The sequence below is a fragment of the Bacteroides caecimuris genome, assembly GCF_001688725.2.
GTDB classification, from domain to species: Bacteria; Bacteroidota; Bacteroidia; order Bacteroidales; family Bacteroidaceae; genus Bacteroides; species Bacteroides caecimuris.
Window position 1 is genome coordinate 4,329,741 of record NZ_CP015401.2, and the last position, 17,506, is coordinate 4,347,246.

The window sequence follows — 17,506 nt, forward strand, 5'->3', positions numbered from 1 at the left end:
GGTAATTACCTCCTTTGTAGAAGTTTTTATTTCACGTCGTTCCACGTATCTGTGCGGAATGGGAAAGCACTCAATCCGAAAGTATTCCGCAGCGTGATATTTCCCACATAATTACGGAAAGCATAGCGCACGGCAACCGGTTGGGCTACCTCTTCACTCCACACTTCTACTGTGTTGGTACGTCCTACAATCTTTGCTTTCGCCGGATAGAACTTCTTGTCTGCTCCCGCAATCTCAAATCCTTCCAGTTCGGAGAAAGTAGGGAACAACCCCGCAGGTGCATTATCGAATGTCACTATGGCCTTTTTGTCCGCATAGTCCACTTTGGTCATCGTCGGACCGTTGGATGGTAACCGGCGGATACCGTATGTTTTAGTCAATGCAAGTGTAGCCAACCGAAGTCCCACTACATCCTTCTGTGGCGGATGGATGCAAAATTCATCACCAATATCCGTAGTGGGCACCATGCCCGAATTAGGAATTGTTTTCAGTGCTTCCATCTGTGCTTCACGCAATAAAGCAGCCCCCGTATTGCTGCTGTTTTCATATTTGTAAGGAGCGATCTGCACATAATAGAAAGGCATATCGGGAGCCTCCCATACATTTCTCCATAGCTGCACCATAGCAGTCATCATCGGAGCATAGAATTGATAGTTGGATATATTCGATTCTCCCTGATACCAAAGGAAACCGCGTGCCGTGAAGTTCTTAACAGGCCATAACATCGAGTTGTACAGACATTCCAAACGCTGGTGCACCCCTCTTTTAGGATTTTTGGCAGCTTCAATGTTCATACCTTCCACGGTTTTCAATGTCGGTTCATCCATCCATGCTTCAATCGCCGAACCTCCCCAACTGTTGATAACCAGTCCTACCGGGAGATGGAGACTTTCAGTCAGTTGGCGGGCAAAGAAATAGGCAGCGGCACTGCAATCAATGCTCGTTTCGGGTGACGATACTTCCCATTTTCTTTTCTCGAAATCCGTGCGGCGTTCTGTATCATTGGTTCTCGGTACGGTAATAAAACGAATACGGTCGCGATAATTTCCCGAGTTCAGCAGCGTTTCAAGTGAGTGGTCAATGGGTTGTGCTGCATTTCCCATCATACGCATTTCCATGTTCGACTGTCCGGAGCAGATCCACACCTCCCCTATCAGTATATCCGAGAGAGTGACCGGAGTGCCGTCACTGATCGTAATAGAATAAGGAGTATATCCTCCTTCGGGAGTGTTTACTTTCACCAGCCAGGCCCCGTCTTTATCCGTAGATGCCTGATAAGTCCGGTTGTTCCACGAAGTGGTGACAGTTACTTTTTTGCCGTCCGCCCACCCCCATAACTTAACGGAACTGTTCTGTTGAAGTACCATGTGATCTCCCATCATTGCAGGGAGTTTTACTTTGCCTTGTGCAATCGACAGGAATAAAAGTGATAAAATAAGAAGTAGAAAATGTTTTTTCATACTGTTTTTATTAGATATTCGACGAATAATTATTAGGTATCAGGCAAAAATACAATGAATTTTTAAATATGGAATAAAACTATTTAGTCATTTTCTGATAAAAGCTAGTCGAAATCTTATCTATTGCTTCTTGCAGTATTCATTATGAATTCCTGCCGGAAGAGTATCAGGGCAGAGAACATTTTTAAAATCAATTGTTTGTGAAAGTAGCGGAAAGAGCGTATCTTTGTTTGCACTGATAAAAAGTAAACTCATAAATACACCAGATTATGGAATATGTATCATCAGAAAGAAAGTTGCTGCCATACGGCATGATGAACTTTGCGGATATTCGTCTTGATAATTATTATTACGTGGATAAAACTTCGTTTATCCCTGTAATAGAACAATCGGACAGGTTCTTTTTTTTCATCCGTCCGCGCCGGTTCGGCAAGAGCCTTACGCTGAACATGTTGCAACACTATTATGATGTGCGTACGCGTGACAAGTTCGATGCCCTGTTTGGCGACCTCTATATCGGAAAGCATCCCACACGAGACCGTAACAGTTATCTGGTGCTGTATCTCAATTTCTCAGGAATTAGTGGAGAACTGCACAACTACCGTCAAGGGTTGGATGCACATTGCAATACCTGCTTCGGTTATTTCTGTGATATTTATGCAGAATACTTGCCGAAAGGCACTAAGGAAGTCTTGAATGAAAAAGCAGGAGCTGTTGAGCAGTTGGATTATCTATATCATCAGTGTGAACTTGCCGGGCAGCAAATATATCTTTTCATTGACGAATATGACCACTTCACCAATGCCATCCTTTCGGATGCCGAAAGCATTCACCGATATACGGAAGAAACCCACAAGGAAGGCTACCTGCGCTCCTTTTTCAATAAGGTGAAAGCCGGAACCTATTCCAGCATCAAGCGTTGCTTCATCACCGGAGTGAGTCCCGTCACGATGGATGACCTCACCAGTGGATTTAATATCGGCACCAACTATTCCCTCACACCGAAATTTAATGCAATGATGGGTTTCACTGAAGACGAAGTCCGCGAAATGCTGACTTATTATTCGACTAAAGCTCCATTCCATCACACTGTAGATGAGTTGATTGAGCTTATGAAACCGTGGTATGACAACTATTGCTTTGCGCAGGAGTGTTATGATCAGCCAACCTTGTACAACTCCAATATGGTGCTCTATTTCGTTAAGAACTATATTGATAATAACGGAAAGGCACCGCGAAATATGATAGAAAGCAACATTCGTATCGATTACGAGAAACTGCGTATGCTTATCCGCAAGGATAAAGAGTTTGCGCACGATGCCTCCATTATCCAAACTTTAGTGAGTCAAGGATACATCACCGGCGAATTGAAAGACGGTTTCCCAGCCGCCAACATTGTAGATTCCGACAATTTCGTGAGCCTGCTCTATTACTTCGGCATGCTTACCGTGAGCGGAACGTATAAAGGTAAGACCAAACTTATCATCCCCAACCAAGTGGTACGTGAACAGCTCTATACTTATCTGCTGAATACATACAATGAAGCCGACCTCAGTTTCAGCAACCATGAAAAAGATGAGTTATCCTCTGCTTTGGCTTACGATGGCGCATGGCAATCTTACTTCAACTACATCGCTGATTGCTTGAAACGCTATGCTTCTCAACGCGACAAGCAGAAAGGAGAGTTTTTCGTACATGGCTTCACGCTTGCCATGACAGCGCAAAACCGTTTCTATCGTCCTATTTCCGAAGCAGACACGCAATCCGGATATGTGGACATATTTCTGTCTCCCATGCTGGAGGCTTACCCTGACATGCGCCACAGCTATATCATCGAGCTGAAGTATGCCAAATACAAAGACCCCGAAAGCCGGGTGGAGGAATTGCGGGCGGAAGCTGTTGCCCAGGCCAACCGCTATGCTGACACCGACAGGGTGAAGAACGCTATTGGCACTACGCAACTACACAAGATTGTGGTAGTGTATAAAGGTATGGAAATGAGAGTTTGCGAGGAGGTGAATTCTTGAGATATGACACTATGTGCTGAAAGCACTCTACCTTGTTTGCAGTATATTTCTGCGAGGGATGTCTTTTTTCGCTTTCAGCTTGCAGACAAAACTGAAACGGCTGAAACCGGATTATAATATGAATATTTAATAAGGAAGCTATATATACCGTACATCTTGGAACTATATGCCCAATACGCACGGTATATATAGCTTGAAAATAGCTGATAAACAGCGTTATTCTACCAGGCTTTTCGCTCTTTCCAATGCTACGTTGATATTCGGGCAGATATTCTCTTTTCCCAGCAACTCGTAGAATCCGGCTTTTTCCAGTACATTATGCACGTTCTCGTTGACTCCCGAAAGAATAATGGTAGTCTTTTCCTTCTGTGACATTTCGCAGAGAGCAGTCAAGTTATGAATACCTGTGGAGTCGATAAACGGAACCTTGCGCATACGGATGATACGTACTTTCGGGCGCTCTCCCAGCTGTGTCATTGTCTCTTCAAACTTGGTAGCGATACCGAAGAAATAAGGACCGTTGATTTCGTATACCTCTATGCCTTTGGGAATCATCAGGTTTTCTTCGTGTACGGTAATATCCGATTCTTTGTTCGGGTCAATTTCATCGGTAATTACTGAGATCTCGGTAGTTTCCATGACACGCTTCATAAAGAGAACGCAGGCAATCACCAATCCTACTTCGATAGCGACAGTCAGGTCGAAGATAACGGTCAGGAAGAACGTGATAAGCAGTACGGTAACGTCCGATTTCGGATTCTTCAGTAAAGCTCTGAATACACGCCATCCGCTCATGTTGTAAGATACGATGACCAGTACTCCGGCAAGGCATGCCATCGGGATATATTGTGCGAGTGGCATCAGGAAGAGCAGAATCAACAGCAATACTACTGCATGGATGATTCCGGCTATCGGCGTCTTACCCCCGTTGTTGATATTCGTCATGGTACGGGCGATGGCTCCGGTGGCAGGAATACCTCCGAACAGAGGAGCTATGATATTGGCAGCTCCCTGTGCAATCAGTTCTGTGTTGGAGTCGTGGCGGTCGCCTATCACACCGTCGGCTACCGCGGCAGATAGCAGCGATTCGATAGCTCCCAATACGGCAATGGTGATAGCCACTGGAAACAATTCCCTGATAGCTTCCCAATCCAATGCAGGCACAACAGCGTCGGGCAATTCCGATTTAATGGTGAAGCGGTCGCCGATTGTTTGGATACAGTCGATTCCTCCGAAGGTTTTCATCAGGTAAACGGTCACCGTGACTACGATGATGGCAACCAGCGAGCCGGGAATTTTCTTTGAGAACTTCGGAGTGATGGCGATAATAATAATACTGACAATACTAACGAGGGTATTCCACCAGTTGATCGTGTCGAAGTGTCGGAAATAAATCATCCACTTTCCGACGAAGTCTCCCGGCACTTTCTCGTCTCCGAAAGATAAACCGAAAATATCGGCAATCTGGGTCGTGAAAATAGTGACGGCGATACCGCTGGTAAATCCGACGATGATAGGGTAAGGAATGAATTTGATGACCGCTCCCAGCTTGAACACTCCTAATAATACAAGGAGTACGCCCGCCATCAGCGTGGCTACAATCAGTCCGGCCTCGCCGTATTGTTGTATGATGCCATAGATAATGACGATAAATGCTCCCGTAGGACCGCCGATCTGGACTTTGCTGCCTCCCAACAGGGAAATGATGAATCCCGCAATGATAGCGGTGATAATACCTTTTTCGGGCGAAACTCCCGAAGCGATACCGAAAGCGATAGCCAGTGGAAGCGCCACGATACCTACGATAATGCCGGCCATCAGGTCCGCCATAAACGTTTCTTTCGAATAATTCTTTAGACAAGAAACCAGTTTGGGTTTAAATTCAAATAGCTTCATTTTTAGATGTTGTTATACGTGTATTCCGTTCTTTTTGCAAACTAGAGGTTGCAAAATTATATAAAATAATTGAAATAAGTATGTTTTTGAACATACTATTTGTCTGCTGATAGATTTCATCAATGAGGTGATAGGTTTTATTCATTAAGAAAAGGTGGTTGATTGTGAACAAATGGCTTATATTTGCGTTGTAAATAGTACGACAAGTTACGTTTGGTAATCAACTAATTTTAAATATATATAGAATTATGGCTAAGAGTATTAAAGGAACTCAAACAGAGAAAAATCTGTTGACTTCATTCGCAGGAGAATCACAGGCTAGAATGCGTTACACTTATTTCGCAAGTGCAGCTAAAAAAGAAGGCTACGAACAAATTGCGGCTATTTTCACTGAAACTGCCGATCAGGAAAAAGAACATGCAAAACGTATGTTTAAGTTCCTCGAAGGCGGTATGGTAGAAATCACTGCCAGCTATCCGGCCGGTGTAATTGGTAATACACTTGAAAATCTTCGTGCTGCCGCAGCGGGTGAACATGAAGAATGGTCACTGGATTATCCTCACTTTGCCGACGTGGCAGAACAGGAAGGTTTCCCGATGATTGCTGCTATGTACCGCAATATCTCCATCGCAGAAAAAGGTCACGAAGAAAGGTATCTTGCCTTCGTAAATAACATCGAAAATATGACTGTATTCGCTAAAGAAGGCGAAGTGGTATGGCAATGCCGTAACTGCGGTTACATTGAAATCGGTAAGGAGGCTCCTGAAGTTTGCCCGGCATGTCTGCATCCGCAGGCTTACTTCGAGGTGAAGAAGGAAAATTATTAATCAATCTACCGTCAGTTTGATATAACTTCATTCGTATGGTTTATATCGAGGCTGTCTAAAAAGTCGGTTCTATCCTCATTCTCCTCCTTCAGGAAGGTTGCTCTCCCCCGATAACGGGGGAGTCGGAGGGGGGGAGTTAGAGTTACTGACGACTTTTTAGACAGCCTTCACTATACTCTAACCGCTTGTGAATGCTATGTAATTCTTCTCTATCTATTTGAAAATTCTTCTTTTTTACGTATTTTTGCCAAATCTGCTGGAAGAAATGATAGAAACCTTATATAGCACAAGATAGTATGTTTGGAACAAAGAAGAACAAAGAAGCTGATTTTATTACAACAGCTGAACCTTTAAAACTAACTACCATAGCTACAGGAACAGTTTTGAAGGGCATAATTGAAGTAGAAGGAAGCTTGCGAGTAGATGGAGTCATTGAAGGAGATGTGACTTGCCATAAGATGGTGGTGATTGGCCCGCAAGGAACAGTGACGGGAAATATAACCTCCGTTTCAGCCGTACTGCAAGGAACATTGAAGGGGGATATACACGTGACGGATCTGCTGACACTGAAGGCAGGCTGTCTGATGAATGGTGATATTTATACTTGCAAATTGGAAATAGAGCCACAAGCACGTTTCAATGGAACCTGCAATACTATAGAGGAGCAACAGCTACAGACCAAAGCTGCAGAATAACGTTCCAACAGGATTTGTGTATGGTCATCTCGGATCTGCCTCATTAGGGATATTCATAAAATAAAAAATAGATGGCAACTCTTTCATTGCGAACTAGTTGCCTTTTTTGTATTATCTATTGATTCCGGTAATCCTTGGGAGATACACCGTATTGCTTTAAAAATTCCCGATAGAAATAAGATTTATTAGAGAATCCACATTTGAACATGATCTCGGATACGGTCAATTTGGTTGTCCTTAACAATTTGGCCGCATATTCCAGTCTAATGCCTCGTACAAATTCACTCGGAGTCTTATCTATTATTTCTTTGAACTTCCGATACAAGGTAGCTTTGCTCACTCCTACAAATTCGGCAATAGAAGAAGGGCTTAATAACTCATCATCTATATTATTCTTTATGAAGTCTGTTACATTCTGTATTAATTCTTCGTCTTCCGGATGAAGAACAATCCCGTCTTTCACTTTCACAGAAGACATGCTGGAATTGAAATAGTCCTTTAAAAGCATTTGTCTCGACAGCAGATTTTCTATGGTGGAGATAACCTGCCTCGGGTGAAATGGTTTGACGATATAAGCATCCGCACCATGGTTAAAGGCATTAATCTGGTCTTCTACAGAAGCCTTTGCCGATATTCCTATGATCGGAATATAACTTGTTTTCAAATCGGATTTCAATTTATTAATCAAGCTTAAGCCGTCCATGTTGGGCATGACAATATCACTTATAATAATATCAGGATGATTATGTTCTATCTCTTTCAAAGCCTCCACGCCGTCTTTTGCTTCGTGTATCACATAATCAAAGAGGACATCTTTCAGCAGGTCTCTGATATTCTTTTCATCTTCCACTATCAGTATGACAGTATCTTTGCGAGGGGATAAGTGATCCTGCCCGTTCTTTTCTTTCTGCAACGAATCTTTTTCATCCGTTACAACAAGTGAATGATCGGATGGTAGAGAAGGAATCACGACTGAAAATTCAACACTTTTTCCCAGTTCACTATTTACACTTATCTGCCCGCCTAATAATTCAACCAGACTCTTTGTTAGATTTAAACCTATACCATTGCTGACAGAGTTACCCAATTTAGGAGTATCAAATATCTTATACTTATCAAATATCTCTGCCATCTGTTGCTCGGTTAACCCCTTGCCGGAATTTCTTACGAGCAAGTATAAGGTTTTATCAGGCTCATTTTGTGATATCTCAACATGAATATATCCATAACGAGGAGTATATTTGAACGCATTCGACAGTAAATTGAATATAATTTTTTCCAAAGCATTGCGGTCGGAATAGATCTCTGACGTATCATGAGTCTCTACCTTGAAGTCTATTTTATTCTCTTTCAGGATATCCACATAATTGTTGGAGGCATATTCCATCAATGATTTTACGTCCACATTTTCAGGATGCAAATCCATATTGCTCGATTTAGTTTTACGAAACTCCATCAACTCACTAATCAGCTTCTGCATCCTTTCGGCATTATTCTTTATTATTTGGAGATATTTCTTTGTACTACCATCCAACCCGTCCTGTTCCAACAAGTGCTGTGCAGGTGTATAAATCAAAGTTAGGGGGGTAAAGAATTCATGTGCCACATTAGTGAAGAAATTGAGCCGGGATTCATAAATCTTCTGTTCATGACGTTTCTCTACCTGGGCTATAAGAACCTGGCGGCTTAACCGTATGCGGTTTTTGATAACAGACTTTGTGATATAGAAGATAATAATGCACAATATGGCATAGATAATCAATGCAGGAACACTAAGCCACCACGGATAGCCTACTTTTATAGTTAAGCGATAAATGTTATCTCCCCATACTTTGTCGCCATTCGTGCTCTTCACTTCAAGCTGGTACTCACCCGGAGGAAGTTGGGTAAAGATAATATTCGGATTATTACCCATTTCTACCCAATCATCCGAATGGTTTTTCAGGCGATAAGCATATTCACAGTTTTCATTATTAATAAAGTCTTTGGCTATGAAATTGAGAGTCGTGAATCTTTCTTCATAGCTAAGTTTCAACACTCCTTTTCTGATACGTTCATTAATATCCTGTACCGTATTATATATCTTCAAACTACTTAATATGAGTGGAGGATTAAACTCGCGCAAATGTATATTTCGAGGATTGAAATAACTAAACCCGCTTACTCCTCCAAAGTACAAGAAATCACGATGATCCTTGAAGAAAGCTCCATCAGAGAATTCATCATTCTGCAATCCGTCATTCAAAGTATAATTATCTATTTTATTGTTTTTTACATTCAGGCTAGACAATCCCTGGTTGGTACTGATCCATATCTTTCCTTCGTGGTCTTTTAATATTCCATGCATCGTTTTATTATTCAATTTTTCGTCGGCATATTGTATCAGGTGAAAATCATTCTCTTCCTTTTTCAATTCGTTCAGTCCATAACTTGTTCCTATCCATATATTGGTATCATCACGCAGTAAGCACAATACATCATTATTGGTGAGTAAAATCCGGCTGTCCATATCCTCCAATGATTTTATGCTGTTATCTTTCATATTGATACAGTTCAAGCCTCCGCCACGTGTGCCAAACCATAACATATTGTCTTCCGGATCGGATGTAATGGCATAAACAACATCGTTGTTCAATGAGATATTCTTATCCGACGAATTATATTGCCTGAATCCTTTAACGTGATAACGACCTTGCTCTCTGGAAATATTTATTTTGATTAAACCATATCCTGATGTTCCGACCCATAAAAGAGAATCATTGTTCGTAAAATAAATGTTGTACACAGCCTTGAAAGGCGGATATTTATCAGGTATCTCAAGCTTTTCCAGTCGCCCTGTAGCAGCATTCAATATATTGATTCCGGTTCCTTCCGTTCCGATAAAAATGTCATTCGCTTTATTTCTCCTCAAGGCATAGACAGAATTGGAAATCAATCCTTTACTCTCATTCAGATAATCTGTCAATTCTTTCGTTGCAGGATTCAACAGTTTTATTCCGCTTCCTTTTGTTCCTATCAGAATATTACCATCTTCATCTTCACAAAAACATCTCACAGGGTGACTGGTGTGAACGGTTTCAAATAAAGAGTCGTAATGATAAAGTTGAATTAATCCTTGTCCGTCCGTTCCTATCCACAATATGTTCTGACTACCGGAATAAAGAGTGAAGACTGATAACTGACTGGATAGTTCGTTCAGGTAGGTAAAAGTATTCTTTTTTAAATCATAATGAATACATCCCCCTTCTATAAAGCTGACGTACATCTTGTTCTCTGCTAAAATAACCTGCGATACAGGTTTGCTACTATCCAGCTCAATGCATTGGGAAACTGTAAAGTCGGGATTTAAAAGGAAAAGTTTGTTGTCTTTGTTTAAGATAAATCTGTCTTTCGACAGAAATATCTTATCTACAGGCGTCTGTATGTCGACTGTGCGTAAATCACTCTGTTTTCCTCCGTTAACGAGTAGATTGTAAGTCAGATGCACGGTATTTCCATTATTTAAAAGGAAAAGCATACGATCGGAATCATTCACGGAATAGTCCTTTATATGACTTGCAAAGTCTGTGTTAATTGGATTGAACTCATCTTCAGAATCATTATAGACAAAGAACCCCAGCCCCTTTATGAGGCAGATAATATCTCCTGCCGCACTCTTTCCTAAAATAAAAGACTTTTCCTGATTGGGTACTTTATTATCTGTTCTTAAATAATACCTTGTTATCAGACGGGTTCGTTTATCTAACCGATTGATTCCATTATCTGTTGCTATCCATAAACTGCCCTTACATTCGATAATCTGGCGGATAACGTTATTACTTATAGAATTCGGATTGTTTTTGCTATATCTGAATGTCGTAATTTCTCTTCCATTATATGCATTCAGTCCATCCCATGTCCCAATCCAGATTGTATGTTCTGCATCTTCCAAAATACAGTTTACTGAATTATTTGTCAGTCCGTTAACATTTGATATGTGTTTTGCCACATTAAAAGCATAAGACTTTGTGGAAGTGACAAATGCAATAATCAGAATAAAAAATAATTGTGCGTATAAGATGTTTCTCATGTAAATGAATGTTATTTATACGGTTAGGATAATAGCAAATATAAGGAATTTATTTTATTCCGCGCATATTTTCATCGGTAACGGAGGATTTATACAATTGTGGAATAGTCAATCCGAATTACAAACGATAATTTACGATTTCACCGTCAACAATCAATTTACCATGTTTCTTTGTCTTTTTAGCGGAAGCAGGAATACAAACAATAGTTACGGCATTGTCCGGGTTCAGGATAATGCTTGTTTCGCCGGTACAATTTTTCTTTATGTATTTTTTGGATACCAGATCGTACAAGTCCGTCGGTTCCGTAAAGTGTTGATTCAAAGTTACCTCTTTGGCTTCAAAATAAGGATTGAATAAAAGATAAGTAGGATATTTTCTTGTGGAATAAAAGTCTGTGACATTACAATCCAATTGAAGAATACATTCCACATTAGTAGTATCTACAATAGAGGCTAGCATACCCACCCAGGCCGAGCCATACAAGCAAATATCTGTAGCTGAAGACATGGTTTTTACTTGATCCCCAATAGCATAGGGACCCTCATCGGACAATAATCCCTGGAACGGTTCAAAGTGATTGCCATGATACAAGTCCTTCCTCAATCCTTCATAACAAATGACGTGTTGAGGATCACCTTCCCAGATAGAACTCGACTGACGGTTGCGGGGGTGCTCGTCTGCATAAAATAAGCGGCAGGCGTTTGCCAGGTTCAGCATCCACTTGCCTATTGTGGAAGCATAAGCCGGATTGTATTTTACAATTGGAACAAGTGCGGCAGCTTGTGAAAAGGTGTTCATGGCAAAAGCATATTGTTCATCCTTTTTTTGTCCTACCAATCCGTGTACGTCATATTTGTTCCAACGCTCACACATCACTCCCCATCCGTCACGGTCTGAATTATCACCGTCGAAGCACCAGTTCAGCATTTTCAGCTCATCATAAGCAGTTCCAAGTTCCGCATTCATGCGCACTGCCAGATAAGCTCCATAGGGCATCATTATCTCATAGAAAGTTCCTTCTTTTTCGGGACGGTTCTGCAAAAATGTCATGCATTGGTGTGTAGCATTCAGATATTTTTTATCTCCGTATTTAATCCAGGAGATGTATTGCAACCAAGCAAGTCCTGCGGCTGCATCCGGTTCACGCCATACTTTATTATAGTACCCTTTACGGCTCTTAAAGTTGAAGGCGGTGAAGTTGAAGTCCGGATATTCTCTACCTTCACTTAAGTCCTGGATAGCAGCATACCAATTGTCGATAGTGATCTTCATCGGTTCCTGCATCTCTGTTTTTTGAGGATATAAATCTACCAGCATCGAGTAAGCCATTGCCGGCCATATCTCATACCAGAAACTTTCTCCGGCTTTCCTGTCGAGTCCGTTCAATATAAGATTGGTTCCATTCTTCTTGTTGAAGAATTGCCGTATCATTGATACATAATCTTTTCCGTCATCATTGCTTTTGTCTACTCCTATCAGACTTGCACTAATGAGTGAGCCCATAGTGGGAAGAGATTCATAAGAATTTCCTCCTAACCGTCTTTTATCTACGTAGCTTGGAAGTCCGAAAGTGCGGAATGGAAAGTTTATTTGCGAATCGTCCCACCAGATAAGAGGTAAGTTTTGTCCTTTGGCGTTGAAATCGTAAAATAGTCTGTCCTGTTTCGTGGCTATATCTTTCCAGTTTTTCATTTTATAGGGGAAAGGTATATTGGGCATATACTGTACTAAGCGGATCTCTTTTTGTTCTATCGGCTTTTGTGCCGGCAGGTTGTTGAGAAAGAAAAAACCTGCTGCGAGAAATAATAATGTCTTTTTCATGGTCAGTTGGTTGTTAAAAAAGGGCGGATTATAAAATCCGCCCCCTCATTTTATTCATATTAAAAACCCGGATTTTGGGAAAGAATATTGTTGCTCTTATCCCTTTCACCTTGCGGTATCGGAAACAGATAATCTCTGTCGTCTCTAAAATTGGCACCTTTCGATGTATTATATTTGGTTGCATAAGCACGCATAACGGTTCCGAAACGTTTTTGTCTCATCAGGTCATCCCGTCTCCATCCTTCCATTGCCAATTCACAACGACGTTCCTTCCAGATGATTTCTTTCAGACGCTCTTGGTCGGTTTCTGTTATGTCGGGCAGTGTATTAGTTGTTGTAGCAGGGATATACGCCTGTTGATCTCTTCTCGGATCTATCGGATTAGTTTTGCGGGCTCTTTCTCTTACATCATTCAGGTAAGGAAGTGCAAGCCCTGGTTTTCCGTTTTCGTTTAATACTTCGGCATACATCAAGAGAACATCGGAATAACGGATCAAACGAATGTTGTAACTAATCATCCAGACGTCGAAACCAGTTTTTTCTACTGCTGGCACAGTCATCTTGTAATCATGATAACCGCTTGGAGATTCAGCGTTGTCTTGCGCTTCAGTATCACCTTTATATCTGTCACCAGTTTGTGTGAATACATAAGTAATACGCGGGTCATCTGCATCAAAGGCATCATAGAGGTCTTGGGTCGGTACATGAAATCCATATCCCTGATAACCGGAGATGCGTCTGCTTGTGAAGAAGTGGGGAACATTGGTACCTGTGGCAATGTTTTTATCATATACTTTGTTGGCAATCTCAAATACTGATTCCGAACTGTTTTCATATTCAGTGCGCCAGTTCATGCCGTAATCACTCAACAATGTATAGTCTTTGTCCACTTCAATAATATCATGAAGTACCGTTTCGGCAGAGATAAAATCACCTTTGAACATGTATGTTTTAGCAAGCATTGTTTTTGCAAAGCCGCGTGTTGCACGATAAGCATCATCTTCAGAGTAATCTCCTTTTGCAGGAAGTGCGGAGGCATCAGTTAAATCATTCACAATACATTCATATACCTTCTCCAATGGGGAGCGGGGTATTTGCAGTATTTCAGCGGGTTGCATCGGCGTAGTGATTAGAGGCACTTCTCCGAATGTAGTGACCAGACAATAATATCCGAATGCTCTCAATGCTTTTGCCTCGTTTGCATAACGTTTCAATAGTTCTTCGTTTCCTATTGCATCAGGAGCATAATAAATCACATCGTTACAGCGATTGATTAATCTGTACAGAATCTCCCAACGACGTCCTACTTCACCATTGGTTGTGTAGATTGTAAAGTCGGACAAGTCGCGTACTTCGGCACGGTCACCGTCATTTCCTCCTCCTTTTAGAGCATCATCCGTACTGCAATCACCTACAAAATAATGATTTAATGCATATTCATTCCAAGTTGTACGTAATTGAAGATAAGCTCCAGTCAAGGCTTGTTCAATATCGCTTTCCTTCTGATAATAATTATCGCTTGTGGTTTTACCATAACTTGGTTCGTCGAGAGAGCAGCTATACAACCCCACTCCGGCAAGAGCCCAGCATATTATAAATAATATTTTTCTCATAATGTAATGTCTTTTTAGCTAGATTTAAAATTGCAAATTAACTCCAAAAGTGAATGTACGTGAAGACGGATAACGTGTAGTATCCACTCCCATATCCAATGGGTTATTGATACCCAGTTCCGGATCAAGTCCGGAATAACCGGTTAAAGTAAATATATTCTGACCGCTCACATAGAATCTACAACTTGAAAACAGTTTGCTCTTCTGGCAAATGTGACTCGGCAGTGTATAACCTATTTGCATATTCTGCAAACGCAGATAAGAACCGTTCTCCACATAGAAAGAAGAACCTCTCATATTATTGTTAGAGTCAGAGTTGGTTATGCGTGGATATACAGCATCCAAATCCCCGTCTTTTGTCCATGCTTTTGTGTAAGCATCCGCCAACGCATTCTGGCGTCCTGCTGAAGCAAGGCTTCCTTTAGCGATGTTCCAGATGTCATTTCCAATAGTTCCCTGGAATGCCATACTTACATCAAAGTTCTTATAACTGAATCCTAAGTTGAAACCATAAATGAGGTCCGGATTAGGATCACCGATAAAAGTACGGTCATCATCATCATTCAATTCGCCTGATTCTCCTAATTTGGCAAACTTAAAATCACCCGGTTGTGCATTAGGCTGAATCTTGGTACCATTCTTATCCACATAATTGTCTATCTCTTCCTGATTCTGGAATATTCCTATTTGTTTGTACCCCCAGAAACGTCCGATAGGACCTCCTACATATGTACGGCTGGTATTCCCACTCAAATATTCCGATGTAAGTTTGGTTACCTCTGTCTTATAAGTAGACATGTTCAGCCCTACATTGTAATTAAAGTCTTTTCCTATCTGGTTACGGTAGTTGACTACTATTTCAAAACCGGTATTCTTCAAGTCTCCCGCATTGAAGAAGGGGCTGTTAGGGAAGGCGCCAAAAGAAGGAATAGGCATATTCAGCAACATGTCACTTGTTTTCTTTACATAAAAGTCCATGCTTACATCAAGGCTGTTTTTAAAGAAAGACATATCTAAACCGACATTGGTTTGTTGGCTGGTTTCCCATTTAATATCTGCATTTCCCACATAAGTCGGAACGTAACCTTGTGAGTACCCGTTTCCAAAGTACCATTGATTTTCATTATTGGTACCAATCAACGTAAGAGGTGCGTCTCTGTCGATTCGTTGGTTACCATTCTGTCCCCAACCTACACGCAGTTTTAAATTGGAAATTGTATTTTCAATGTTCAGGTTCTTAAAGAATTCTTCATTGCTCACTCTCCAACCTAATGAAACTGATGGGAAATAGCCCCAACGGTTACGTTTGGCAAATCTTGAAGAACCGTCGGCACGGAAATTGACTGTAGCAAGGTATCTGTCATCATATACATAGTTGATACGTCCCAGGTACGACAACATAGAAGATGTTTCTTTACCTCCCGAGGTGTTATCTCCGGCTGTTTGTGCATCAAGTATCTGATAGATTTCATCGTTACCTAAAGCCTTTCTCTTAAATGCATTAATGCCTTCGCTGCTGTTCTTCTCATAAGTCATGGCAACCATTGCATCCAATTTATGCCTGCCTATTGTCGTGTTGTAATTAAGGCGTTGTTCCACCTGATAGTTAGAAGTAACAGCGCTATTATTATTCAATTGAGTTTCTTTATTATATTTACTTTCCTGATTCGCTAAGTTATCTTCCGAAAAAGTAGACGAATAGACAGGGCGGAAATCCTTGAAAGTATCATGGTATCTTTCGAAACTATACTGTACCCGATAGCTCAATCCTTTATACAATTTGATTTGGGCAAACACATTACCAAATACATTGAATATGTCATTGTATCTATTAGGAAGTTCGAGCATGGCTACCGGATTAGGGTCGTAAGACCACTCGGTAGGCGCATATTTGTTATATTCGTAATTTTCAGAAGACGGATCTACCAACGGGCTGATAACAGGGGTAAAAGGATCAGCTTTTTGAATGAAATCGAATGAAGGAATTGCTCCTGCGTCACGTTTTCTTATCTTTGCCAGATTGACATTGGCGCCAACAGTGATAAATTTGTTGATATCATATTCAAGATTCGCTTTAAGTGAAAGTCTCTTGAATTCAGTAGTGATGATTGCACCCTGATCGTCTACATATCCTAAACTTAAAGAAGATCTCGAATTATCTGTCCCCTTACGGATGCTTAGATTATAGTTCTGGTTGAAAGCTGTACGGGTTACTTCATTCCACCAGTTGGTATTATAGCCTTTCTGATACTGATTGGTAAACTTATCCTTCATTGAGTTTTGAAAGCTTGCATCGTTTTCATACGCTTTCATGATGAAGTTGTAGTATTGGTCGCTGTTCATCATGTTCAATGCTTTATAACTGTTTTTTACACCTACATAAGCATCCAATGTTACAGTCGTTTCACCTTTCACCCCTCCCTTGGTAGTAATGAGGATTACTCCATTAGAACCTCTCGAACCATAGATAGCGCAGGCTGAAGCATCTTTTAATACTTCCATACGTTCAATATCAGATGGATTCAGGCTGCTGATGTTATCCATGAACTGTCCATCAACTACGTACAATGGATTGTTGTCATTGACGGTCCCTAAACCTCTCACGCGGATCACTGCATCCGATCCCGGCTGGCCGGAACTGGCGGCAACAAATACGCCGGCTGCCTTACCTGTAAGTAGTTCGGATGCGTTGGACACTGCATAGTTCTTAATATCCTTACTACTTATAGAAGCCAAAGCACCGGTAAGGTCACTCTTTCTTTGAGTACCGTAACCAATCACTACAACCTCATCCAATTTATTATCGGACACTAGATTTACATTGTACGTTCCGCTATTTGTTACGTTTACAATTTCAGTTTTAAAACCTACATACGAGAATGAAACTTTATTTGACGATACTTTTAATGTATATCTACCGTCAAAATCAGTGATAGTACCATTGGTCGTTCCCACTTCAAGAACAGAAACTCCAATTAAAGCCTCTCCGGTATTACTGTCGTATACCACACCCGAAATACTCTTGGTTTGCTGTGCAAAGACATTTGTGCAAACAGCAAGAATAAGAATGAATAATAATAAATGCTTACTCATAGTT

At 41.0% G+C, this 17,506-nt stretch carries 9 protein-coding genes; 3 read left to right on the forward strand and 6 right to left on the reverse strand.

Translation table 11 applies throughout. The annotated features are described in order from the left end of the window. Positions 1-26 precede the first annotated feature (26 nt). Positions 27-1,460 (reverse strand): sialate O-acetylesterase, encoded by a 1,434-nt coding sequence (locus A4V03_RS18675; protein WP_065539909.1) that lies wholly within the window; start codon positions 1,458-1,460, stop codon positions 27-29. Positions 1,461-1,729: 269 nt separating this feature from the next. Between A4V03_RS18675 and A4V03_RS18680 the strand changes: the two genes are divergently transcribed. Then, positions 1,730-3,487, forward strand: coding sequence for an AAA family ATPase (locus A4V03_RS18680; protein WP_065539910.1), 1,758 nt, complete (start codon positions 1,730-1,732; stop codon positions 3,485-3,487). A gap of 216 nt (positions 3,488-3,703) precedes the next feature. Here the strand turns inward: A4V03_RS18680 and A4V03_RS18685 are convergent, their stop codons facing one another. Continuing rightward, on the reverse strand, positions 3,704-5,383 hold the full coding sequence (locus tag A4V03_RS18685) for a SulP family inorganic anion transporter (protein WP_065539911.1): 1,680 nt from the start codon (positions 5,381-5,383) through the stop codon (positions 3,704-3,706). Between the two features lie 248 nt (positions 5,384-5,631). Here A4V03_RS18685 and rbr point away from each other — a divergent pair, with 248 nt between their 5' ends. Both rbr and A4V03_RS18695 read left to right on the forward strand, forming a co-directional pair. After that, positions 5,632-6,210: a rubrerythrin gene (rbr, locus tag A4V03_RS18690; protein ID WP_004298806.1), complete on the forward strand. Its 579-nt coding sequence runs from the start codon at positions 5,632-5,634 to the stop codon at positions 6,208-6,210. Between the two features lie 296 nt (positions 6,211-6,506). Next, a complete protein-coding gene (locus A4V03_RS18695) occupies positions 6,507-6,905 on the forward strand; it encodes a bactofilin family protein (RefSeq protein ID WP_065539912.1) in 399 nt (132 codons plus the stop codon). Positions 6,906-7,020: 115 nt separating this feature from the next. On the opposite strand, the gene A4V03_RS18700 is transcribed toward A4V03_RS18695, so the two are convergent. From A4V03_RS18700 to A4V03_RS18715, 4 genes are all read right to left on the reverse strand, one after another. Continuing rightward, the gene (locus A4V03_RS18700; protein WP_065539913.1) at positions 7,021-10,974 is read right to left on the reverse strand and encodes a hybrid sensor histidine kinase/response regulator transcription factor; all 3,954 of its coding nucleotides are present in this window, start codon (positions 10,972-10,974) and stop codon (positions 7,021-7,023) included. 118 nt (positions 10,975-11,092) lie between these two features. Then, a complete protein-coding gene (locus A4V03_RS18705) occupies positions 11,093-12,796 on the reverse strand; it encodes a hypothetical protein (RefSeq protein WP_065539914.1) in 1,704 nt (567 codons plus the stop codon). Positions 12,797-12,855: 59 nt separating this feature from the next. Then, on the reverse strand, positions 12,856-14,409 hold the full coding sequence (locus A4V03_RS18710) for a RagB/SusD family nutrient uptake outer membrane protein (protein WP_065539915.1): 1,554 nt from the start codon (positions 14,407-14,409) through the stop codon (positions 12,856-12,858). Positions 14,410-14,433: 24 nt separating this feature from the next. Beyond that, the gene (locus A4V03_RS18715; RefSeq protein WP_065539916.1) at positions 14,434-17,502 is read right to left on the reverse strand and encodes a SusC/RagA family TonB-linked outer membrane protein; all 3,069 of its coding nucleotides are present in this window, start codon (positions 17,500-17,502) and stop codon (positions 14,434-14,436) included. Positions 17,503-17,506 lie beyond the last annotated feature (4 nt).